Origin of the sequence: Chelatococcus reniformis (genome assembly GCF_014640075.1) — a bacterium.
Taxonomy (GTDB): domain Bacteria; phylum Pseudomonadota; class Alphaproteobacteria; order Rhizobiales; family Beijerinckiaceae; genus Camelimonas; species Camelimonas reniformis.
Genome location: NZ_BMGG01000001.1, coordinates 921,544 through 942,398 on the forward strand (window position 1 = coordinate 921,544; position 20,855 = coordinate 942,398).

A 20,855-nucleotide genomic window follows, 5' to 3' on the forward strand; every position below is an offset into this window, starting at 1 on the left:
GTGATCAGCCCTTCACCGCCTTGACGATCTTCTGTGCCGCGTCGTCGAGATCGTCCGCGGGGATGACGTTCAGTCCCGACTCGCGCAGGATCTGCTTGCCGAGCTCGACATTGGTGCCTTCGAGCCGCACCACGAGCGGCACCTGGAGGCCGACGGCCTTCACCGCGGCGATGACGCCGCGCGCGATGACGTCGCACTTCATGATGCCGCCGAAGATGTTGACCAGGATGCCCTTCACGTTGGGATCCGAGGTGATGATCTTGAAGGCCGCGGTGACCTTCTCCTCGGTGGCGCCGCCGCCGACGTCGAGGAAGTTGGCCGGCTCCTCACCGTAGAGCTTGATGATGTCGAGCGTGGCCATGGCGAGGCCGGCGCCGTTCACCATGCAGCCGATGGTGCCATCGAGCGCGATGTAGGCGAGGTCGTACTTGGAGGCCTCGATCTCCTTGCTGTCCTCCTCGGTGATGTCGCGCAACGCCACCACGTCGGCATGCCGGTAGAGGGCATTGTCGTCGAAGCTCACCTTGGCATCGAGGCACTTCAGGTGACCATCCTTGGTGATGATCAGCGGATTGACCTCGAGCATGGCCATGTCCTTCTCGACGAAGGCCTTGTAGAGGACGCTGGCGAGCTTGTCGGCCTGCTTGGCGAGATCCCCGACGAGGCCCAGCGCCTGCGCCAGCTGGCGGCCGTGGTGGGGCATGACGCCCGTGGCCGGATCGACCGCGAAGGTCACGATCTTCTCGGGCGTGTCGTGGGCCACCTGCTCGATGTCCATGCCGCCCTCAGTGGAGACGACGAAGGCGACGCGGCCGGTGGCACGGTCGACCAGCATGGACAGGTAGAACTCCTTGTCGATGTCGGATCCGTCCTCGATGTAGAGGCGGTTGACCTGCTTGCCGGCCTCGCCGGTCTGGATGGTGACCAGCGTCGCTCCGAGCATCTGCTCGGCGAACTGCTTGACCTCCTCGACCGACTTGGCGAGACGCACGCCGCCCTTCTCGCCGGCGCTCGCCTCCTTGAACTTGCCCTTGCCGCGGCCACCGGCGTGGATCTGGCTCTTCACCACCCAGAGCGGGCCGCCGAGCTCGCGCGCAGCCGCCTCGGCTTCGGCGGCCGAGAAGATCGCCTTGCCGCGGGAGACGGGGGCGCCGAACTCCTTGATGACGGCCTTGGCCTGGTATTCGTGGATATTCATGCGGAACGTTCCTCTGCGCCGGTGGTCCTGCGGGCGGGGCGGTGATGGTGGTATGTCAGGGGCGTCAAACCCTACGATGACGATCTGATCAGGTCAGCGCTCCATTGATGCCTTTGCAGGCTTCGATCAGGGATTGGACGGAGGCGACCGAATTGTCGAACATGGCCTTCTCGTCGCTGGCGAGGGCGATCTCGACGATGCGCTCGACGCCGCGCTCGCCGATGACGACGGGCACGCCGACGAAGGTGTCTTCAACACCATATTCCCCGTCGAGAAAAGCGGCGGCGGGGAGCACCCGCTTCTGGTCCTTGAGATAGCTCTCGGCCATGGCGATGGCCGCGGCGGCCGGGGCATAGAAGGCGGAGCCCGACTTGAGCAGGGCCACGATCTCGCCGCCGCCCTGGCGCGTGCGCGCCACGATGGCGTCGAGCCGCTCCCAGCTGGTCCAGCCCATCTCGACCAGCGCCGGCAACGGCACGCCGCCCACGGTCGAGTAGCGCACCAGGGGCACCATGTCGTCGCCGTGGCCGCCGAGCACGAAGGCCGAGACGTCCTTCACCGACACCTGGAACTCGTCGGCGAGGAAGCGGCGAAAGCGGGCCGAGTCGAGTACGCCGGCCATGCCGACGATGCGGTGGTGGGGGATCCGCGAGAATTTCTGCAGCGCCCACACCATGGCGTCGAGCGGATTGGTGATGCAGACCACGAACGCATCGGGCGCATAGCGGGCCAGGCCGGCACCCACGCCCTCCATCACCTTGAGATTGATGCCGAGCAGGTCGTCCCGGCTCATGCCGGGCTTGCGCGGCACGCCGGCGGTGACGATGACCACGTCGGCGCCGGCGATGTCGGCATAAGACTGGGTGCCGCGATAGGTAGCGTCGAAGCCGTCGACCGGGGCACTCTCGGCGATGTCCAGCGCCTTGCCCTGGGGCACCCCCTCGGCGATGTCGAACAGGACGATGTCGCCCAGCTCTTTCAGGCCGGCGAGATGGGCCAGCGTGCCGCCGATCTGACCGGCACCGATCAGCGCGATCTTCTTGCGGGCCATGGGAGCGGAAACCTCGGGGCGAGAGGGGCACGGCGACCCCCGGTGAGCGGGCGTTGTCTGACTCAATCTCTCCCGCCCATCAAGTCGTTTGCGTGGCGGAAGCGAGGAACGACACGGACCTCGCCCGACTTTATGGGACAAATTTCAAATTATGTAATTTATAAATCGATCACACCCCGCGCGACTTGAGAGCCCGCAGCACGGTCGCCATCGTCGCCTGCAGGCGGCCGTCGAGGCTGCTGCGCACGCGGTCCGCGTCGAGCCGGATCGACATCGGGTGGGTGAAGCGATGCAGCGCGTCGATCAGCAGCGACAGCCCCGCCTCGCGATCCTCCAGGTCGAACACCTGCGTGGCGACGCCGTCGTCGAGCACCTCGCCGAACAGCCGCCGCGCCCGCCCCAGGTGCCGCCGCGCCACCGGGCGGTTCGCCTCGACAGCGCCGGCGAACAGGGCGAACAGCTCCGGCTCCCGCTCCAGGACGTCCCGGTAGCCGCGGGCGAGCGCCAGGATCATGCGCTCCAGCTTGTCGTCCGCCGGATCGGGCGCCCCGGCGATGTCGGCCAGCAACGCCTCGATCGGACTGAGCGCCGCGCCGACCACGGCGTCGAGCAGATCGTCTTTGGAGGCGAAGTAGCGGTAGACGTTGGCATGGGTCATCCCGGCGTCCTCGGCGACGGCGACGAGGCGCACCCGTTTGGCACCGACCCGGTGCACGTGGTCGGCGGCGATGGCGATCAGCCGATTGCGCGGCGCCCGGCTGCCGCGGGGCTGCGGCGCGGCGCGCATCGGCTCAGGCCCCGTAGCGCGCCTCGCCCCGCTGGCGGGGAGAGGGTGGCCGGCCGCGCCAAGGGCGCATCACGTCTCGACCACCCCGGTGGCGCCGTCCCCGGCCTCGCGAGCGCGGCCGTGCGGCGTGCCGAGGTAGGCGTCCGAGCGCATCTCGATCAGGCGCGAGGTCGTCCGCTCGAATTCGAACGCTTCGCGGCCGCTAGTGCCGACATAGAGCTCCGGCGGCTCCGCCGCGGCGGAGGCCAGCAGCTTGACGTGGCTATCGTAGAGCACGTCGATGAGCGTGATCAGCCGCTTGGCTTCGTTGCGGCGGTCGATGTCGAGGATCGGGATGTCTTCGAGGATCACCGTGTGGAAGTTCTGGGCGACGGCCATGTAGTCGGAGGCGCCGTAGGGCTTGCCGCAGATGTCCGGGAAGGAAAAGCGGGCAACGCCGGAGCCCGCCTCCGGCACGTCCACCGCGTGTCCCTTGACGATGAGCGTGCGCGGCCGCCCGCGCGTCAGGCCGGAGAGCCGCTGGAACATCCGGCCGAGGGCGGCATGCGCCGCGGGGCCGGCCGGCACGTGGTAGACCGGCGAGCCGCCGAGCTTCTCCAGCCGGAAATCGGTGCGCGAGTCGAGGCGGAACACCTCCATATGCGTCTCGATCAGGGCGGTGAAGGGCAGGAACAGCGCCCGGTTGAGTCCGTTCTCGTAGAGCTTGTCCGGCTCCACGTTGGAGGTGGCGACGACGGTCACGCCCTTCTCGAACAACACCTTGAACAGGCGGCCGAGGATCATCGCATCGGCGATGTCGGTGACGGTGAATTCGTCGAAGCACAGCACCGTGGCCTCGGCCGCGAGCTCGGCGGCAACGAAGGGCATCGGGTCGGTGTCCTTGCGTTCGCCGCGCTTCACCGCCTGGCGAAACTGGAAGATGCGCTCGTGGGCGTCGGCCATGAAGGCGTTGAAATGGGCGCGCCGCTTCGTCGCGACCGTGACCTCGTCGTAGAACAGGTCCATCAGCATGGTCTTGCCGCGGCCGACCGAGCCCCACACGTAGAGCCCCCTGGCGCCCGGACCGGAGGCGGACTTGGAGGCCGAGCCGAACTTGGAGGCCGCGCCGAACAGGCGGCCGAGCACGCCCGGGCGCCCGACCGGCTTGGGCACCGCGAGCTCGGCGGCAAGCTCGTCGAGCCGTTCGACCAGCAGCTCCTGGGCGTCGTCACGCTCGATGGCGCCATTGGCGACGAGGGCATCGTAGCGGACCTGGACCGGGCCGCGCCGATGAGCGGAGCTGAGGGATGAAGCGGACGGCAGGGATGTCACGCAGACGCTTTAGCGTCTTTACCGCATTGCGACAATCGCGGCGCGCTCGGCTGCCGGCGGCGACGGCCGGTGTCGAGTGCGCCGGAGCACATGGCGGAGGAGGTAGCTCTTGCCCTCATTGTTGCGATGCACAATATTCCGCGGGTCTAGGGAGCCGCCGCTGAAAGAACAATAAGGACTTGGCCATGGCCCGGACTCCCCCCGCCACCGGCGCGATCAGAAAGCTGTTCGCGACGGACCTTCCGCTGTTTCGCGACCACCTGCTGCGGCTCGATGCGGACAGCCGGCGCAACCGCTTCATCGGCGGCGTCAGCGACGAGTTCATCGCTCGCTACGCTGCACGCTGCTTTTCCCGCGGCGCCGTCGTGTTCGGCTACATCGTCGACGGCGAGGTTCGCGGCGCGGCCGAGCTGCACCCGACCGACGAAGGCGACTCGGCGACCGCCGAGGCGGCCTTCAGCGTCGAGCCGGGCTTGCGCCGCCAGGGCGTCGGCCGTGAGCTGTTCGCGCATCTGATCCGCTGTGCGCGCGCCTACGGGGTGCGGCACCTGCGTATGAACTGCCTTGCCCACAACCGGGCCATGCAGGCGCTCGCCCGCAAGTTCAAGGCCGAGCTCGTGCTCGACCGGTGGGAGACCGTGGCGCACCTCGACGCCGAGGCGCCGACGCTGTTCACGCTCTATAACGAGGCGATGAACGACGCCATCGACTTCACCAAGGCGGCCATCAGTTTGCAGCGGCGCATCTGGCGTACCGGCCGCGACGAGGCCCGGCCGGCTGCTTGAGGCGGCCACCCGCGTCATGGTCGGGCTTGACCCGACCATCCATCGACTTAAAAGCCCAAAGCCGCAGCAGCGCTTTGGGCCGCGCTCACTTGCTCAGAGTCAGCGGGGCGCCGGACTTGGCGATGACGCCAGCGAACTGGCCGCCGGAATCGCGCAGGCGCGCCACCACGCCGCCGCGGGCGTAGAGGTAGACCTCTCCGTCCCGCAGCTCCCAGGCGTTGACGCTCTGCAAGTCCTTGTTGGCGCAACCCGACGTGTTGGCCTTGTAAAGGTCGAGCGCCGGCGTCGAGGAGAGGTTGACGCCGCACGAGCCCGCCGCTTCCTTCGCCGTCCAGCGGCCGACCGCGCCCGCCCGGGTCGGCGGCGGTGCGGCGGGAGCCGGAGCCGGGGTCGCCGTCGTGCCGAGGGATGCCACGGCCGGCTGGCCGGTCGCCGGGTCGATCACGGGGGTGCCGGGCGCCACAGGTGCGATGGAGGTGCCCGGGGCCGGCGGCAGCGGGCTCGCGTCCACCCGCGACGTCGGCCCGGGGGCCGTCACGTCCGGCTCGAGCGGCGGAGCCGAGGCGACGCGGCGCTGTGGGCTGCCATAGACGGACGAGCCAGAATCGAACCGGCTCGATTGGCAGCCGGCGACGGCGAGCGCCACGGGCAGAAGCGCCCACACCGCGCGAAGCCGGCGGCCGGCAGGCGTGGCGGATGCCTGGGGGGCACGTTCGACGGCGACCTGCATCATCGTGTAATCCGACACCGCTGCTGGGGGTGCGCCGGGACGGCCATCGTCGTCCGACGCCCCCGGATCCCGAGAGCCCAAGGGCTTGCGTCCAGCTTCAAGGTCTAGCGCACAAGCCCGCCGCTTTCGAGGCACCGGCTGCCGTTTCGCGCCGGGTGTGTCCCGGATGCCGCGCTGCCCCGCGGGAAACACTAAGGCGGAATGGTAAAGCGAACTTTGCCGGCCTCAGAGCTGGCGGGTCACCATCATCTTCTTGATCTCGGCGATCGCCTTGGCCGGGTTGAGGTGCTTGGGGCAGACGTTGGCGCAGTTCATGATGGTGTGGCAGCGATAGAGGCGGAAGGGATCCTCCAGCCGGTCCAGCCGCTCGCCGGTGTCCTCGTCGCGGCTGTCGATCAGCCAGCGATAGGCTTGCAGAAGGGCGGCCGGGCCGAGATAGCGGTCGCCGTTCCACCAGTAGCTGGGGCAGGAGGTGGTGCAGCAGGCGCACAGGATGCACTCGTAGAGGCCGTCGAGCTTCTGCCGGTCCTCCGGGGACTGGCGCCACTCCTTCTCCGGCGAAGGCGTCACGGTCTTGAGGTAGGGCTCGATGGAGGCGTGCTGGGTGTAGAAGGTGGTGAGATCCGGCACCAGGTCCTTGACGACGGGCATGTGCGGCAGCGGGTAGATCTTGACCAGTTTGCCGTCGCTGCACTCGTCGATGCCCATGGTGCAGGCGAGCGTGTTGGCGCCGTTGATGTTCATCGAGCACGAGCCGCAGATGCCCTCGCGGCAGGAGCGTCGCAGCGTCAGCGTCGGGTCGACCTTGTTCTTGATCCACAGCAGCGCATCGAGGACCATCGGCCCGCAATCGTCGCGGTCGACATAATAGGTGTCGATCGACGGATTCTTGCCGTCGTCCGGGTTCCACCGGTAGACCCGGAACGTGGTGACCCGCTGGGCCGACGCGGGCTTCGGCCACGTCTTGCCCTCGGTCATCCGCGAGTTTTTGGGCAGGGTAAATTCGGCCATGGTCAGAGTTCCCTAGAGCATCTCGCCATTAAATAAGGTCGTCCAATGGCAGAGAATGCTCATAACTTTTTGAAACTGGAGCGCTTCTCTTGCGAGAGAGTTCCACCCGATCGCGAAGCGCTCTAGTACACACGGGCCTTGGGCTCGATGTACTGCACCTCGTTGGTCATCGTGTAGGTGTGGACCGGCCGGTAATCGATGGTCACGCTCTTGGCCAGATCGTCGACCCAGGTCAGCGTGTGCTTCATCCACTCCTTGTCGTTGCGGTCCGGATAGTCCTCGCGGGCGTGGGCGCCGCGCGACTCGGTGCGATTGACAGCCGAATCCATGGTGACCACGGCCTGGACGATCAGGTTGTCGAACTCCAGGGTCTCGATCAGGTCGGAGTTCCACACCAGTGAGCGGTCGGTGACGCGTACGTCCTTGGCCCGGCCCCAGACCTCGTGGATGAGCTTCTTGCCCTCCTCCAACACCTCACCGGTGCGGAAGACGGCGCAGTTGGTCTGCATGGTCTTCTGCATGTCGAGGCGCAGATCGGCCGTCGGGATGCTGCCGTCGGCGTAGCGAAAGCGGTCGAGCCGCGACAGCGCGAGCTCGGCCGAATGGGTCGGCAGCTCGGCGTGCTTCTCGCCGGGAGTGACGATCTCGGCGGCGCGCAGACCCGCGGCGCGGCCGAAGACGACGAGGTCGATCAGCGAGTTGGAGCCCAGACGGTTGGCGCCGTGCACCGACACGCAGGCGGCCTCGCCCAGCGCCATCAGCCCCGGCACCACCGCATCGGGATCGCCGCCGACCTTCGTCAGCACCTCGCCGTGGTAGTTCGTGGGGATGCCGCCCATGTTGTAGTGCACCGTCGGCAGCACCGGGATCGGCTCCTTGGTGACGTCGACGCCGGCGAAGATCTTGGCGCTCTCGGAGATGCCCGGCAGGCGCTCGGCCAGGATCTTGGGGTCGAGGTGGTCGAGGTGCAGGAAGATGTGGTCCTTGCCCTTGCCGACGCCGCGGCCTTCGCGGATCTCCACCGTCATCGAGCGGGAGACGACGTCGCGCGAGGCCAGGTCCTTCGCCGAGGGGGCGTAGCGCTCCATGAAGCGCTCGCCTTCCGAGTTGGTGAGGTAGCCGCCCTCGCCCCGCGCGCCTTCGGTGATCAGGCAGCCGGCGCCGTAGATGCCGGTGGGGTGGAACTGCACGAATTCCATGTCCTGCAGCGGCAGGCCGGCGCGCAGCACCATGCCGCCGCCATCGCCGGTGCAGGTGTGGGCCGAGGTCGCCGAGAAGTAGGCGCGGCCGTAGCCGCCGGTGGCGAGCATAGTGAGATGCGAGCGGAAGCGATGAATGGTGCCGTCGTCGAGCTTGATGGCGACGACGCCGCGACAGCGGCCGTCCTCCATGATCAGGTCGATGGCGAAATACTCGATGAAGAATTCCGTCGAGTTGCGCAGCGCCTCGCCATAGAGCGTGTGGAGCATGGCGTGGCCGGTGCGGTCGGCGGCGGCGCAGGTGCGCTGGGCCGGCGGGCCGCGGCCGTAGTCGGTGGTCATGCCGCCGAAGGGCCGCTGGTAGATCTTGCCGTCCTCGGTGCGCGAGAACGGCACGCCCCAGTGCTCGAGCTCGTAGACGGCCGCCGGCGCGTTGCGGACGAGATATTCGATGGCGTCCTGGTCGCCGAGCCAGTCCGACCCCTTGACGGTGTCGTACATGTGCCAGCGCCAGTTGTCCTCGCCCATGTTGCCGAGGGAGGCGGCGACGCCCCCCTGGGCCGCGACCGTATGCGAGCGCGTCGGGAACACCTTGGTGATGCAGGCGGTGCGCAGACCCGCCTGGGAGCAGCCGACCGTGGCACGCAAGCCGGCGCCGCCGCCGCCGACGATGACCACGTCGAAGGTGTGATCGGTGATCGGATAGGCGCGGCCGTTGACGGCCGGAGCTGCAGCGCCGTTGGTGGATCCGTTGGATGCCATGCGAGCCTCCTTAGAGCACGATGCCAAAGAGCGGCTGCGGGTCTTTGGGACAGATCATGCTCAAATCAATGACTTTGAGGGGATGATGCGCGGAAGGATCATCCCGCCCTAAACGACGCGGCCGAGACCGAGCTTGAGAATGGCGAACAGCGCCGCCGCCGCCACGGCCGCGGCGAAGAAGGTGTTGAGGATCACTGCGGCGAGCTTCATGCCCTTGTCGTGCACGTAGTCCTCGATGACCACCGTCATGCCGATGCGCATGTGGATGGCGACGGAGATGACCAGCAGCAGCAGCACGATGCTCGCCGCCGGATGCGAGACGATGGCCACAGCCGTCGCATAGTCGCGGCCGCCGGCCGCCAATAGGATGCCGACGAAGGCGATGATCAGGATCAGGTTGGCGATCGCGGTCAGGCGCTGGCGCCAGAAATGCTCGGTGCCGGCATGGGCGGCGCCCAGACCCTGGATCTTGGACAGTGTCGTGCGCAACGTTCTCGTGGGCTCGGCCATGGCGGATCTCCTCAGGCGAGCGCCAGCGCGATCACCCAGACGACGACGGTCAGGGCGAGCGAGCCGAACAGCGTGAAGCGGGCCAGGTTCATGCGGGCTTCGCGCTCGAAGCCGTAACCCAGGTCCCAGATGAAATGGCGGATGCCGCCGAGCATGTGGTGGAACAGCGCCCAGGTGAAGCCGATGAGCACCAGCCGGCCAAGGATCGAATTCATCACCCATTGCACGGTGGCGTAAGGGCCAGGGCCTGCGGCGAGCGCGACGAGCCACCACACCACGAGCAGCGTGCCCCCGTAGAGGGCGCACCCGGTGATGCGGTGGACGACGGACATGGCCATGGTCCACGTCCACCGGTAGATCTGCAGGTGCGGCGACAGCGGCCGGGCCTGCTCTACCCCTGCGCCAGGCGCCCTGGCCCGAACTTCCGACATCCTTGGCTCTCCACTTTGCCGCCGGCTGGGCAGGCAACGGTGATCTGGGCCGCCCGGCGCGCCGCGTCCGACGCCGCCCGTGGTGCCCCCGGGTCCGGCAAGGCATGCCGAGCCCGCGCTAGTTTGGAACGGTTCCTATCCAAAGTCGGCGCGGCCCGCAATGGTGCCCGCAGGCCCCTCTGGCCTTGCCGAAGCGGTGCTTACTTCGCCACCTGCGAAACGACAATGCCTTGCGCGGCCGCCCTCCGCAGGTCTGCTTCCGGCTCTGCACGCGGCCCGGATCGGACGCGGTAAGGCAGCAGGCAGGCAAGTCCGCATCTCTGAAACAGCTTTCGTCCGGTTTAGAATGAAGGTAATGTTTGCGGGCTCGTGAGCAATTGGCTTTTCACGTAGGCTGCCTTCGCGGTCCGCGAAGGGACTAAGACATGCGCTTCGATTTCACCGATCTCTCCCTGTTCCGCAACGTCGTCGAGGCCGGCTCGATCACCCACGGCGCGGAGCGCAGCCATCTGGCCCTGGCGGCGGCCTCGACCCGCATCAGGCACATGGAGGAGGCGCTCGGTGCCGCCCTGCTGGTGCGCGGCCGCCAGGGCGTGACGGCGACCCAGGCCGGCCGCACCCTGTTGCAGCATGCCCGCACCATCCTCGCCCAGGCCGATCTGCTGCGCGACGAAATGAGCTCCTTCGCCGGCGGCCAGGCCGGCCAGATCCGCATCCTGTCCAACACCAACGCGCTCACCGAGTTCCTGCCGGAGGCGCTGTCGTCGTTTCTCGCCAGCCACCCGCACGTGTCGATTGATCTGGAGGAGCGCCTGTCGGACGAGATCGTCGGCCTGATCGCCGAGGGCGCCGCCGAGATCGGCATCGTCGCCGGCACCGTCGATCCGGGTGCGCTGGAGACGTTCCCGTTCCGCCGCGACCGCTTCGTGCTGGTGGTCGGGGCGGGCCATCCGCTGGCGACGCGCCCGCTCGACGCCGGGGGGCAGCCGCTGGCGATCTCCTTCGCCGAGGTGCTGGACCACGATTTCATCGGGCTCGACCGGGCGAGCGCGCTGCAGCGCTTCCTCGCCGGCAAGGCGACCCGCATCGGCCGCCCGATCCGCCTGCGCGTGCAGCTGCGCAGCTTCGACGGCGTGTGCCGGCTGGTGGAATGCGGCGTCGGCGTCGGCATCGTGCCGGAGACCAGCGCCGAGCGCGCCGCCAAGACGATGGCGATCGCCATCGTGCCGCTCAGCGACCCCTGGGCCGAGCGCGACCTGACCATCACCATCCGCAGCCTCGGTGGGCTGCTGCCCTACGCGCGCCAGCTGGTGGAGCACCTGCGCGTGCATGGACCCGGCGGCGCGGCGCACGACGGGATCGTTCAAGCTTAAGCGTGTGGTCCTTCGGATGGAATGCTCGGGGCTGGTCTACCGCACCATCAGGGCCCAGTAGTCGAAATCGAGGATCACCGCAGGGTCGGCCTCGGCGCCCACCTTGTCCGGATGATCGGCGCAGGGCTTGTTCTTGGTGGCGATGGTGCGCAGACGCAACGCCCCCACGTCGGCGCGGCCCGGGATCTCGGCCACATCCAGCACCTCGCTCCAGGCGTACACCGTGTCGCCGGCGAACAGCGGCGCCACGTGGCGGCCGCCGTTGATCGCCGCCACGTGGAAGGCGTTGGCGAGCCCGTTGAACGACAGCGCCCGCGCCAGCGAGATGACGACGCCGCCGTAGATCAGCCGCTTGCCGAAGCGCGTCTCCTGGGCGGCGTGCCCGTCGAAGTGCACCTTGGCGGTGTTCTGGTAGAGGCGCGTGGCGATCTGATGCTCGGCCTCCTCGACCGTCATGCCGTCGACGTGGTCGATCTTCTCGCCCGCAGCGTAGTCGCCGAAGCGATAGGGGCCGCCGGCGAGGTCGTCGGCCCACCTGGCGCGATCGAGCACCGGCACCGCGGCGCCGAGGCTTGCGGGATCGACCACCTTGGCGAGCGTCGGCACGCCCTCCCCGGTCGGCGCGGCGGCTTCGTCCGCCTTGCGCACCATGACCCAGCGCACGTACTGGAGCACCGGCTCGCCGTGCTGGTTGGAGCCGGTGGAGCGCACATAGACCACGCCGGTCTTGCGGTTGGAGTTCTCCTTGAGGCCGATGACCTCGGATACCGTCGACAGCGTGTCGCCGGGATACACCGGCTTCAGGAAGCGCGCCTCGGCATAGCCGAGGTTGGCGACCGCATTGAGCGAGATGTCGGGCACCGTCTTGCCGAACACCACGTGGAAGACCAGCAGGTCGTCGACCGGGCTCCGGGGATAGCCGACGGCCTGGGCAAAGGCATCGGACGACTGCACCGCCACGCGCGGGCCATAGAGGGCCGTGTAGAGCGCCACGTCGCCGGTGGTCACCGTGCGCGGCGTGGCATGGCGGATGGTCTCGCCGATGCGGAAGTGCTCGAAGAAGCGGCCGGCGTCCGTCTTGCTGCCGGACTTGCTGGAAGCGGTCATCGCCATTCCTGTTACCGTTAGGTGAATGGCTCTTTCTTGAGGCGATGGCCCGCCGGGTCAAGCCCGGCCGGCCATCCGCTAGAACCGCACGACGATCTTGCCGAAGGCCTGCCGTCCCTCCAGCCGCTCAAGGCCCTTCTGGAAGTCGGCGAGCTCGTAGGCGGTGTCGATCACCGGGCTCATCCCCGCAGCCATCTTCTCGAGGGACTCGCGGATGTTGCGCATCGCGCAGCCGAACGAGCCGAAGATGCGGTATTGCTGTTGGAACAGCTGCATCAGGTTCATCGTCGTCGAGATGCCCGAGGTCGAGCCGCAGGTGACGAGGCGGCCACCGCGCTTGAGGCAGAGCAGGCTGCCGTTCCAGGTGTCGACGCCCACGTGCTCGAAGACGACGTCGACGCCCTTGCGCTTGGTCAGCTTGCGCACCTCGCCCTCGAACCGCTCGGTGCGGTAGTTGATGACCACGTCGGCGCCGAGCGCCTTGGCCTTGGCGCCTTTCTCGTCGTCGCCCACCGTGGTGTAGACCGTACAACCGATGGCCTTGGCCATCTTGATGGCCGCCGTGCCGATGCCGGAGCCGCCGGCATGCACCAGGATGCTCTCGCCCGGCTCCAGCCGGGCGTTGTCGAACAGCATGTGCTGCACCGTTCCGAAGCCGATCGGCGCGCAGGCGGCGTCATCGAAGCTCACCCCCTCCGGCACCTTGATCACCAGCCGCTCCGGTCGGTTGATCAGCTCGCGGGCGAAGCCGTCCACGTGGAAGCCGAGGATGCCGGCCACGTTCTCGCAGAGGTTGTCACGCCCTTCGCGGCAGGCCTTGCACGTGCCGCAGGTCTCGGCGCCGTACATGACCACCTTGTCACCGACCTTGAAGCGGCTAACCCCGGAGCCGAGCGCGACGACCTCTCCCGCCGCCTCGACCCCGGCGATCTGCGGCATCTTGCGGCGGGCGAAGGCCATGCCGCGAAACCCCCAGACGTCGAGGTAGTTGAGTGCGATGGCCCGGGTGCGGATCTGAACCTCGCCCGCCGCCGGCGGTAACGGGGGGTCGATGTCGGTCAACCGCAGGTCGCGATCGCCGAAGAGCTGGAGCGCACGCATGACTTGTGTCCCGGATCGCGCTGCGGATCGGTTGGATCCGCGTCATCGACGCGATCTAGAGGGAGCCGCGGGGCAGCACAAGAGCGCCGGCGCCGATGCCGGCGGTCAGCGGGCCACGGTGGCGGTGCTGGCGGAGACCGTGCCGGTACCGACGGCGGTGGCGCCGACCGCGCCGAGCTGCTCGCCGTCGGCGGCCGTGGGCTCCACCACCGGGGGCGGCGCTTCCTTGGGGCTGCTGAAGGCATCCGCGTCGGCGAAGGGCGAGGCCAGGATGACGCGGGGGTCGCCGCGGGAGCCGACGTCCTGGGCCGTGGACGGCTGGGCGACGACCGCGCCGGGCATCGCCGGGCCGTACTCCTCGCTCGCCAGGATGCGCGCGTCGCGCCTCCTGGTCTTCGACACGAACGACTTGAGCGGCGCGATGCCGAAGGCGGCCTTCTGCGACGGCGACAGGTAGCCGACCTTGGTCGCGTCGGCGAATTCGCGCTCGTGGTGGGCCCGGCCGGGCGAGCCCCTGAACACCTTGGCGCCCTCCTCGGTGATCACCGTGTCGCCCCGCCGCAGCGTCGGATCCTCCAGCGGCGAAAGCGTCTTGCCGAGCTTGGAGGGATTGCGGCAGCTGCAGGCGGCCGGACGCTCCCGCTGATACGAGAATGCCGTCGCCAGGTCACGGTAGGCGCGCTTGTCACGGTCCGTGGCGGAATTGAGGCTGTCCGCGTCGCGCACCGTGAACATGCGCACCTCCGAATCCGGGCAGCGCGCCTGGCACAGCATCTCGGTGACGTCGTCGCTGCTGCCGAGGTTCTCGGCCGGATATTGGAATCCGTCGCACAGACGCACGCACACCTTGCCGCGGCTGACGGGCGCGAACTGGCCGCCATCGGCCATGTTGGCGGGGTTGGCGAACACCTTTCCCGACGGCGCGGAGCCGCCCCCCGCCGCCGCGGAGCCGCGCGGGGTCTTGCGGATCGACCGGCGACCCTGCACGCGGATGGTGTTCTGGGCCGGGGCATAGGTTGGGGTGCCGACTGCGTAGGCGGCGTAGGGGGCGTAGCGTGCCGGCGCTGCGGCCCGCGGCACCTGCGGGCGGGCCGCCGCGCGGCCGTTGTTGCCGGACAGGAACTCGTAGATGCCGGCGTTGTCGGCGGCGCGCGCCGGCATCGCCAATGCGGCAAGGCCGAGGAGGCAGGCCACGGCAGCCACGGTCAGACGGCGAAGAGCGGGCCATGCGTCACGCGCAGCGGATCGCGCACCGCCGGTCCCCCTGGTCGCGAAGCCTGGCACACCGTGCGGTTGTAGGAGCGTCGTCGCCAGCATGTCATCCGATCCGGGCGCCACAAGGTCCTGCCGCAGATTAGGTCCATCGTTCAAAGGATAGTCTTGGTTCCATGTCAAGCATGTTTCAGCGAGCGTTCTAATCGCCTCGGCGGCGGCTGCGCAGCAATTGTCCCACCAAAAGCGGGCGCGGCAACGCAATCAGCGGTGGGCGCTGATCTGCGCCATCAACCCGCCGTCGACGGGAATCGCGGCGCCGGTGACATAGGTGGCGGCGTCGCTCATCAGGAAGTTCACCACCGCCGCGATCTCGTCAGGCCGCGCGAAGCGGCCCACCGGGATCTGCTTCTCGAGGCCGGCCCGATGGTCGGCGTAGCGCGCCATCATGTCCGTATCGATGAAGCCGGGGGCCACGGTGTTCACCGTCACGCCCCGCTTGCCCGTCTCCAGGGCGAGGGTCCTGAGGTACGAGGTCAGCGCCCCCTTGGAGGCGGCATAGGCGGCGTTGCCGGGGTTGGCCTGGAACGACGTCACCGAGCCAATCGCCACGATACGGCCGGCGCGCTGGCGGATCATGCCGCGGACCAGCGCCTTGACCAGCGCCGTCAACGACCAGAAGTTCACCTGCATGGCCGCCTCCGCCTTGTCGCGCGCCATGGTGGCGACCAAGCTGTCGTAGGATTGGCCGGCATTGTGGACGAGGCCGTAGTAACCGCTGTCCTCGTGCGCCGCGCAGAAGGCCTCGACCGCGGTCGCATCGGCGAGGTCGAGCGCCAGGGCGGTCACCCTGCGGCCGGGCACGGCATCGGCGAGCTCGGCGACGAGGTCCTCGGCCTCCCGTCCGGAGGCGCGATAGGTGAAATCGACGTCGAAGCCGGCGGCGGCGAGGGCGCGCACGATGGCGGCGCCGAGGCCCTTGCCGCCCCCGGTCACCAGAACCCGTCGCGTCATAGCTACTCCCGCTGTTGCTGCGTGGGGCGTCTGTTTCAGGCCGGCTCGGCGCCGAACACCAGGCAGGTATTCTGTCCGCCGAAGCCGAAGGAGTTGGAGAGCACCCGCGTGACGGACGCGTCGCGGGCGACGTTCGGCACCACATCGAGCGCGATGGCCGGATCCGGCACCTGGAAGTTGATGGTGGGCGGGAGGCGCCCGGTCTGGAGGGTCATCAGCGAGGCCACCGCCTCGATCGCCCCCGCCGCCGTCAGCGTGTGGCCAATCATCGACTTGTTCGACGAGATCGGGACGCCACTCATGCGCTCGCCCAGCACCGCCATCAGCCCGAGCGATTCCATCTTGTCGTTCTCGGGCGTCGCCGTGCCGTGGGCGTTCACGTAGTCGATGGCGTCGGGCGTGAGGCCGGCGTCGTCGATCGCCTCGCGGATCGCCGCGATGATCGGCGCGCCGTCGGGGCTCGAGCGGGTGCGGTGGAAGCTGTCGCCCCTCTCGCCGCAGCCGAGCACGAAGCCGAGCACCGTGGCCCCGCGCGCCAGGGCATGGTCGTAGTCCTCGAGCACCAGGGCAGCGGCGCCCTCGCCCATGACGAAGCCGTCGCGGTTCTTCGAGAATGGCTTGGACGCCGCGCCCGGCGGATCGTTCTGGGTGGACAGGGCCGACAAGAGCGAGAAGCGGATCAGCGACTCCGGATTGACCGAGCCGTCCGTGCCGACGCAGAGCGCGGCCTCGACCTCGCCGCGGCGGATCGCCTCGACGCCGAGCTGGATCGCGGTCGCGCCGGACGAGCAGGCGGTCGACAGCGACACCGGCGAGCCCTTGGTGCCGAAGCGCTCGGCCACGTGGTCGGCGACGCTGCCAAACAGGAACAGGTCGTGCCAGGTCTTGAAGCGGCCGCTCCTGGCCGCCGCGATGAGGTCGGCGTAGGTCACGTCGCCCGCCGCGCCCGAGGCTTGCGCCAGGGCCAGGCGTTGCGGCCACTCCATCTCCACCGGCGGCACGGCGATGAACAGCGCCCCGGGAAAGTCGCCCGCCTGGCCGATCGCCGCCTGCCCGATGGCCTCGGCAACGGCGCGCACCGCCAGCTCCTGCGACAGAGCCGGAGCGCAGAACGGCTCGGCGGCGACGAAATCGACCGTCGCGGCGATGGTCGTGCGGAGGTTGTCGGTGGCGAAGCGGTCGATGCGGTGAATGCCGGAGCGGCCGCCGGTGAGCGCCGCCCAATTGTCGTCTCGGCCCTCGCCGAGCGAGGTGACGATGCCGAGGCCGGTCACGGCCACCAGCGGCCGGCCGGAGCGATCCCGATGGGGTGTCGTCATGGTCCCCTCCAGTGCGTCGTGACGGCCGGCCGCAGCGGCCGCCGGGGGCGGATCAGGTCATGCCCGGCAGCCGCAGATGGGCCGCGCGCGCCGTCGATCAAGTGATGCGCGTGATGCGCGCCAGGCCTTCGCCGCGCGTGTGCCCGACGCTCGTCACCGTGGCCTCCTCGAAGCTGCCGGCGGCGAGCGCCGCGGCGGCGAGCGCGAGGCCGGCCGGAAACTGCGCCTCCAGCATGTGGCCGATGAGGTCGCCGGTGGCATAGACGCGCACGCCCTGGGCGAGCCGGGCGAGCGCGCCGCGCTCCTCCTCGGTGATGCCGACCACGCCGGTCGCGCCCGACAGGATGGCGCCCTTGCTGCGCGGGGCGCCGGGGCTCACCTGGGCCCACAGCCGGGCGAGCGAACGGTCGACAGACCCGGGGGCCCGCCGCGTCAGGTCGGCGGCGACCGCGTCGAGCCGCGCCAGCGGCCGGGCGCCGCGGGCCCCGGCCGTGTCGGCCGCCTCCAGCACCAGAAAGGCGGCGCCGCTGCCCGGGATGAAGCCGCCGCCGTGGCCCGGCCGGTCCCACACCGAGGCAAAGTCGTGCGCCCACAGGAAGCCGCCCATCTCGTAGATCAGCAGGATGTCCGGCCGCTCGGCGTTATAGGCCCCGCCGACGAGGAAGGTGTCGCCCTGGCCGGCAGCGATGCGCGCGGCGGCGATGCGCACCGCGTCGACCCCGGCTTGCTCCTCGCCCATGAAGGTGCGCGTGCCGCCGGTGACGCCGTGCACGATGGAGATGTTGCCGGCGAGCAGATTGGACAATTGCGCCAGGAACAGCGTCGGGCGCAGGTCGTTCATCAGTCGCTCGTTGAGGAACGCGCCGGCGTCGTTGGCCGTGGGCAGCCCGGTCAGGATCTGGCCGTCGACGACGTAGTCGCGCTCGCCGCCGCCGGCAGCCACCACCAGCTCCATGCGGCCGAGGCGCTCCTTGTCGTCCTTGAGGCCGGCATCGGCAAGCGCCAGCCCGGCGGCATAGACGCCGAGCTTCTGCCACGCCTCCATCTGGCGCTGATCGGCCTTCTTGGGAATCTGCTGCTCCCACGCCAGCGGCACCGCCGGGTGGAGCCGGTGGGGCGCGAACCGCTCGCCGTCGACGGAGGGAGTGACACCGCCGAGAGCCGCGACGTGAGTCTCGGTGCCTTCGCCCAGGGAGGAGACGAGCCCGATGCCGGTGATCCACACCTCGCGCTTGCTCATTCAGGCCGCCTCCGGCACCAGGCCGATCGCCTGCGCCTGCGCGCGCATCACCGTGGCCATGTCATTGGGGAAGGGCATCAGGCGGAACATCAGCTCCGCATCGCACACGGCCTTGCCGTCGCTGCGGATCTTGGCCTTGGTCACCGCGTAGCCCGAGCCGTGGTGGACGAGCTGGGCTTCGATGGCGAGCCCGGCGCCCGGGCCGACGAAGGTGCGAAACTTCGCCTTCTCGACTCCGGCCAGGAACGGCATGTGCGAGAACTTCAGCAGCCCGAGCACGAGATAGCCGGACGCCTGCGCCATGGTCTCGGTCAGCAGCACGCCGGGCATCAGCGGATGGCCCGGGAAGTGTCCTTCGAAGACGGGGCTGTCGTCGGGAACCGTGGAGGTGGCCGAGAGCACCTGCGCCGCCGCATCGAACGAGGCGACGCGGTCGATCATTTGAAAATATTCGAGACGCATCGGGATCTATGGCGCCTTCAAGGACGGTCGCCCGGGGCCCCAGACCGCGGGCCGAACCGGTTCACGCCGCCTTCGCGGCCACGAGCTGGTCGATCCGCGCGCACAGGTTCTTGAGCACGAAGTATTCTTCGGCGGGAACCTTGCCCTCGTTCACCTCCTGCGTCCACTGCTCCAGCGGCAGCTTGATGCCGAAAGCCTTGTCGATCGCGAAGGCGATGTCGAGGAAGGCCAGGGAGTCGACGCCGAGATCCTCGATCGCGTGGCTTTCCGGGGTGATCTGCTCACGCGGAATATCGCACGTTTCCGAAATGATGTTGGCGACGGTCTCGAACGTAGACGCCATCGCGTGCTCCTGTTTTGATATCGGTCCCCGGCCGCGACCGAGGAAGCGGGCTGAGGCGGTTGGCGCGCGCCTTGGCGCCACGATGAAAGGCGCTCCTATACAGCACCGTCCCCCCTTGTCCAATGGCGGCCGGTGTTGCCGTTGCGTCAGCGGCGGTGCCACGGCCGGGCGATCCGCGGCGGCACCGCAAGGCGCGGCGTGGTCGCATCGAGCGACAGATTGGGGCTCCAGAACGGGTCGTTGTCGAGCGATCCGCCCCAGCGTCGGTACATGTAGTGCATCTCATCTTGAAAGCGGATCAGCTTGGCGCCGCGGCGATCGCTGCCCCGGCTCTTCGATTCGTGGTGCACCAGCCGCGCGGTGGGCGTCCAGATGATGCGGTAGCCTGCGGCCCGCACGCGCAGGCAGAGGTCGACGTCGTTGAAGGCGACGCCCAGATGCGTCTCGTCGAAGCCGCCGAGGGCGGCGAACACGGCGCGCGGCATGGCCAGGCAGGCGGCGGTGACGCAGGAGACGTCCTGGGGCACGAGCAGGCGGCCGCCATGGCCCGGTGCGTCGCCCGCCGCCCCGAGGTGGACATGCCCGGCGACGCCCAGCAGCCCGAGCACGACGCCGCCGTGCTGAAGCGTGCCGTCGGGATAGAGCAGCTTCGCCCCCACGGCACCGATGCCGGGCCGGCAGGCGTAGGCGACCATTGCCTTCAGCCAGCCCGGCTCGACCACCTCGATGTCGTTGTTGAGGAACAGCAGGATCTCGCCCGTCGCCTTGGCCGCCGCGGAATTGTTGATGCGGGCGTAGTTGAACGGCCCCGGCGCATCGACCACGACGACGCCGCGCCCGCCGAGCTCGGCCAGCAGGGCCGCGGTCTGCGGCTCGACGCTGCCGTTGTCGGCGACGACGATCTCCAGGTCCGGATAGTCGGTGGCCTCGAGCAGGCCGGCGACACAGGTGGCGAGGAGCTCGGCATGGTCCCGGGTGGGGATGACGGCGGTGACCCGGGGCCAGCGGGTCGGCCCCGGCAGCGCTGTCGTCGGCAGCGATACGCTCGGACCGATCGCGCCGGCGGCGGCGCGCCGGTGGTAGAGCACGTGCGGCACGTGGACCACAGGGGCGACGCTCGCCGCCGCGGCTTGGCCGAGCAGCGCCGCGACCTCGGCGGCCGAGCCGGGCACGCGGGACAGCCGGCCGGCGCGGTGGCCGACGACGACCCCCAGGCGGCTCAGATAGTCCTGGTGACGCGCCAGCTCCCGGTTCCAGTCCGGCTTGAAGTACGGCGTGCTGCGGCGGCCGGCGGTGTCGATCAGATCCTCGTCCGAGTAGAGCACCTCCGCGCCCGGGTGGCGGACCATGGCCACGGCCATGACCGCCAGGGCGTGCGGCGCCAGCCGGTCCCCGGCCGCGACGAAGGCGACGGCGTCGCCCACCGCCGGCGGCAGGGCGCCCGGCGCCAAGTGGCCGATGCGCGCGTCCACACCTGTCGTTGCGCCCGCGGCGGTGGGCTCAACGACTAGCGCCGACCAGGCGCCGTAGAGCTGAGCCGACAGGCTGTCCAGGCTCGCCGCGGTCGTCGCCGCGTCCGCCTCGCCGTAGACGATGACCGTGATATGCGGCTGGGGCCGGAGCGCGGCGACCAGGCGGCCGACGGCGGCGGCCTCACGCGGGCCCACGGCGTCGAAGCGCGTGATCCAGGCGTCGTAACCGAGGACCGGCGGCGGGCGCACGGCGCGCAAAAGCCGCCGCGCCGCGCGGCGAAAGCCACGCGCCTGCAACTCGTGGGCGATACCCCGCAGCCGACGCAGCTGATGGGCGAGACGCGACAGCGGCATGAAATCTCCTGGGGTGATCGCTCCCCTCTGCTCTCATACCAGGGGCCGGCGCGACCGGGCTTGACCAAGGCGCCGCCGATTCG

At 69.3% G+C, this 20,855-nt stretch carries 20 protein-coding genes; 2 read left to right on the plus strand and 18 right to left on the minus strand.

Annotation, left to right across the window (positions count from 1 at the left end):
• Positions 1 to 4: 4 nt before the first annotated feature.
• The 4 genes from sucC to zapE form a co-directional block, all read right to left on the minus strand.
• Positions 5 to 1,198 (minus strand): ADP-forming succinate--CoA ligase subunit beta, encoded by a 1,194-nt coding sequence (gene sucC / locus IEW34_RS03915; RefSeq protein ID WP_188607774.1) that lies wholly within the window; start codon positions 1,196 to 1,198, stop codon positions 5 to 7.
• A gap of 88 nt (positions 1,199 to 1,286) precedes the next feature.
• Complete coding sequence (gene mdh, locus IEW34_RS03920) at positions 1,287 to 2,249, minus strand: malate dehydrogenase (protein WP_188607775.1); 963 nt, start codon at positions 2,247 to 2,249, stop codon at positions 1,287 to 1,289.
• Positions 2,250 to 2,418: 169 nt separating this feature from the next.
• The gene (locus IEW34_RS03925; RefSeq protein WP_188607776.1) at positions 2,419 to 3,036 is read right to left on the minus strand and encodes a TetR/AcrR family transcriptional regulator; all 618 of its coding nucleotides are present in this window, start codon (positions 3,034 to 3,036) and stop codon (positions 2,419 to 2,421) included.
• A gap of 69 nt (positions 3,037 to 3,105) precedes the next feature.
• Positions 3,106 to 4,347, minus strand: coding sequence for a cell division protein ZapE (zapE, locus tag IEW34_RS03930; protein WP_188607777.1), 1,242 nt, complete (start codon positions 4,345 to 4,347; stop codon positions 3,106 to 3,108).
• Between the two features lie 185 nt (positions 4,348 to 4,532).
• On the opposite strand from zapE, the gene IEW34_RS03935 reads away from it, so the two are divergent.
• Positions 4,533 to 5,132 (plus strand): GNAT family N-acetyltransferase, encoded by a 600-nt coding sequence (locus IEW34_RS03935; protein ID WP_188607778.1) that lies wholly within the window; start codon positions 4,533 to 4,535, stop codon positions 5,130 to 5,132.
• 85 nt (positions 5,133 to 5,217) lie between these two features.
• Here IEW34_RS03935 and IEW34_RS03940 read toward each other — a convergent pair whose 3' ends face one another.
• The 5 genes from IEW34_RS03940 to sdhC form a co-directional block, all read right to left on the minus strand.
• Positions 5,218 to 5,865 carry an AprI/Inh family metalloprotease inhibitor gene (locus IEW34_RS03940; RefSeq protein WP_244641744.1) on the minus strand — a complete coding sequence of 216 codons (648 nt, stop codon included), beginning with the start codon at positions 5,863 to 5,865 and terminating at the stop codon, positions 5,218 to 5,220.
• A gap of 222 nt (positions 5,866 to 6,087) precedes the next feature.
• Positions 6,088 to 6,873 (minus strand): succinate dehydrogenase iron-sulfur subunit, encoded by a 786-nt coding sequence (locus tag IEW34_RS03945; RefSeq protein WP_188607779.1) that lies wholly within the window; start codon positions 6,871 to 6,873, stop codon positions 6,088 to 6,090.
• Positions 6,874 to 6,995: 122 nt separating this feature from the next.
• Complete coding sequence (sdhA, locus tag IEW34_RS03950) at positions 6,996 to 8,834, minus strand: succinate dehydrogenase flavoprotein subunit (RefSeq protein WP_188607780.1); 1,839 nt, start codon at positions 8,832 to 8,834, stop codon at positions 6,996 to 6,998.
• Between the two features lie 108 nt (positions 8,835 to 8,942).
• Positions 8,943 to 9,344, minus strand: a complete 402-nt coding sequence (gene sdhD, locus IEW34_RS03955) for a succinate dehydrogenase, hydrophobic membrane anchor protein (RefSeq protein ID WP_188607781.1) — start codon at positions 9,342 to 9,344, stop codon at positions 8,943 to 8,945.
• Positions 9,345 to 9,355: 11 nt separating this feature from the next.
• Positions 9,356 to 9,775, minus strand: a complete 420-nt coding sequence (sdhC, locus tag IEW34_RS03960; protein WP_188607782.1) for a succinate dehydrogenase, cytochrome b556 subunit — start codon at positions 9,773 to 9,775, stop codon at positions 9,356 to 9,358.
• Between the two features lie 425 nt (positions 9,776 to 10,200).
• Between sdhC and IEW34_RS03965 the strand changes: the two genes are divergently transcribed.
• Positions 10,201 to 11,148, plus strand: coding sequence for a LysR family transcriptional regulator (locus IEW34_RS03965; protein ID WP_188607783.1), 948 nt, complete (start codon positions 10,201 to 10,203; stop codon positions 11,146 to 11,148).
• Between the two features lie 36 nt (positions 11,149 to 11,184).
• Here the strand turns inward: IEW34_RS03965 and IEW34_RS03970 are convergent, their stop codons facing one another.
• The 9 genes from IEW34_RS03970 to IEW34_RS04010 form a co-directional block, all read right to left on the minus strand.
• Positions 11,185 to 12,255: a MaoC family dehydratase gene (locus IEW34_RS03970; protein WP_188607784.1), complete on the minus strand. Its 1,071-nt coding sequence runs from the start codon at positions 12,253 to 12,255 to the stop codon at positions 11,185 to 11,187.
• 78 nt (positions 12,256 to 12,333) lie between these two features.
• Positions 12,334 to 13,356 carry a zinc-binding dehydrogenase gene (locus IEW34_RS03975; protein WP_188607785.1) on the minus strand — a complete coding sequence of 341 codons (1,023 nt, stop codon included), beginning with the start codon at positions 13,354 to 13,356 and terminating at the stop codon, positions 12,334 to 12,336.
• Positions 13,357 to 13,461: 105 nt separating this feature from the next.
• On the minus strand, positions 13,462 to 14,550 hold the full coding sequence (locus tag IEW34_RS03980) for a DUF2865 domain-containing protein (RefSeq protein ID WP_188607786.1): 1,089 nt from the start codon (positions 14,548 to 14,550) through the stop codon (positions 13,462 to 13,464).
• A 282-nt stretch (positions 14,551 to 14,832) separates the two neighbouring features.
• Positions 14,833 to 15,582: an SDR family oxidoreductase gene (locus IEW34_RS03985; RefSeq protein ID WP_188607787.1), complete on the minus strand. Its 750-nt coding sequence runs from the start codon at positions 15,580 to 15,582 to the stop codon at positions 14,833 to 14,835.
• Between the two features lie 35 nt (positions 15,583 to 15,617).
• Complete coding sequence (locus IEW34_RS03990) at positions 15,618 to 16,901, minus strand: beta-ketoacyl-ACP synthase (protein ID WP_188607788.1); 1,284 nt, start codon at positions 16,899 to 16,901, stop codon at positions 15,618 to 15,620.
• A gap of 97 nt (positions 16,902 to 16,998) precedes the next feature.
• Positions 16,999 to 18,141 carry a beta-ketoacyl-ACP synthase gene (locus tag IEW34_RS03995; RefSeq protein WP_188607789.1) on the minus strand — a complete coding sequence of 381 codons (1,143 nt, stop codon included), beginning with the start codon at positions 18,139 to 18,141 and terminating at the stop codon, positions 16,999 to 17,001.
• Complete coding sequence (locus IEW34_RS04000) at positions 18,142 to 18,603, minus strand: 3-hydroxyacyl-ACP dehydratase FabZ family protein (RefSeq protein WP_188607790.1); 462 nt, start codon at positions 18,601 to 18,603, stop codon at positions 18,142 to 18,144.
• Positions 18,604 to 18,664: 61 nt separating this feature from the next.
• Complete coding sequence (locus tag IEW34_RS04005; protein WP_188607791.1) at positions 18,665 to 18,946, minus strand: acyl carrier protein; 282 nt, start codon at positions 18,944 to 18,946, stop codon at positions 18,665 to 18,667.
• 146 nt (positions 18,947 to 19,092) lie between these two features.
• Positions 19,093 to 20,772: a glycosyltransferase family 2 protein gene (locus IEW34_RS04010; protein ID WP_188607792.1), complete on the minus strand. Its 1,680-nt coding sequence runs from the start codon at positions 20,770 to 20,772 to the stop codon at positions 19,093 to 19,095.
• Positions 20,773 to 20,855 lie beyond the last annotated feature (83 nt).

What these genes read in the sequence shown, in the direction of transcription:
- sucC (WP_188607774.1), bottom strand. Translation starts at nt 1,198, where the DNA reads ATGAATATCCACGAATACCAGGCCAAGGCCGTCATCAAGGAGTTCGGC.
- mdh (WP_188607775.1), bottom strand. Translation starts at nt 2,249, where the DNA reads ATGGCCCGCAAGAAGATCGCGCTGATCGGTGCCGGTCAGATCGGCGGC.
- IEW34_RS03925 (WP_188607776.1), bottom strand. Translation starts at nt 3,036, where the DNA reads ATGCGCGCCGCGCCGCAGCCCCGCGGCAGCCGGGCGCCGCGCAATCGG.
- IEW34_RS03935 (WP_188607778.1), top strand. Translation starts at nt 4,533, where the DNA reads ATGGCCCGGACTCCCCCCGCCACCGGCGCGATCAGAAAGCTGTTCGCG.
- IEW34_RS03940 (WP_244641744.1), bottom strand. Translation starts at nt 5,865, where the DNA reads ATGATGCAGGTCGCCGTCGAACGTGCCCCCCAGGCATCCGCCACGCCT.
- IEW34_RS03945 (WP_188607779.1), bottom strand. Translation starts at nt 6,873, where the DNA reads ATGGCCGAATTTACCCTGCCCAAAAACTCGCGGATGACCGAGGGCAAG.
- sdhA (WP_188607780.1), bottom strand. Translation starts at nt 8,834, where the DNA reads ATGGCATCCAACGGATCCACCAACGGCGCTGCAGCTCCGGCCGTCAAC.
- sdhD (WP_188607781.1), bottom strand. Translation starts at nt 9,344, where the DNA reads ATGGCCGAGCCCACGAGAACGTTGCGCACGACACTGTCCAAGATCCAG.
- sdhC (WP_188607782.1), bottom strand. Translation starts at nt 9,775, where the DNA reads ATGTCGGAAGTTCGGGCCAGGGCGCCTGGCGCAGGGGTAGAGCAGGCC.
- IEW34_RS03965 (WP_188607783.1), top strand. Translation starts at nt 10,201, where the DNA reads ATGCGCTTCGATTTCACCGATCTCTCCCTGTTCCGCAACGTCGTCGAG.
- IEW34_RS03970 (WP_188607784.1), bottom strand. Translation starts at nt 12,255, where the DNA reads ATGACCGCTTCCAGCAAGTCCGGCAGCAAGACGGACGCCGGCCGCTTC.
- IEW34_RS03975 (WP_188607785.1), bottom strand. Translation starts at nt 13,356, where the DNA reads ATGCGTGCGCTCCAGCTCTTCGGCGATCGCGACCTGCGGTTGACCGAC.
- IEW34_RS03985 (WP_188607787.1), bottom strand. Translation starts at nt 15,582, where the DNA reads ATGACGCGACGGGTTCTGGTGACCGGGGGCGGCAAGGGCCTCGGCGCC.
- IEW34_RS03990 (WP_188607788.1), bottom strand. Translation starts at nt 16,901, where the DNA reads ATGACGACACCCCATCGGGATCGCTCCGGCCGGCCGCTGGTGGCCGTG.
- IEW34_RS03995 (WP_188607789.1), bottom strand. Translation starts at nt 18,141, where the DNA reads ATGAGCAAGCGCGAGGTGTGGATCACCGGCATCGGGCTCGTCTCCTCC.
- IEW34_RS04000 (WP_188607790.1), bottom strand. Translation starts at nt 18,603, where the DNA reads ATGCGTCTCGAATATTTTCAAATGATCGACCGCGTCGCCTCGTTCGAT.
- IEW34_RS04005 (WP_188607791.1), bottom strand. Translation starts at nt 18,946, where the DNA reads ATGGCGTCTACGTTCGAGACCGTCGCCAACATCATTTCGGAAACGTGC.
- IEW34_RS04010 (WP_188607792.1), bottom strand. Translation starts at nt 20,772, where the DNA reads ATGCCGCTGTCGCGTCTCGCCCATCAGCTGCGTCGGCTGCGGGGTATC.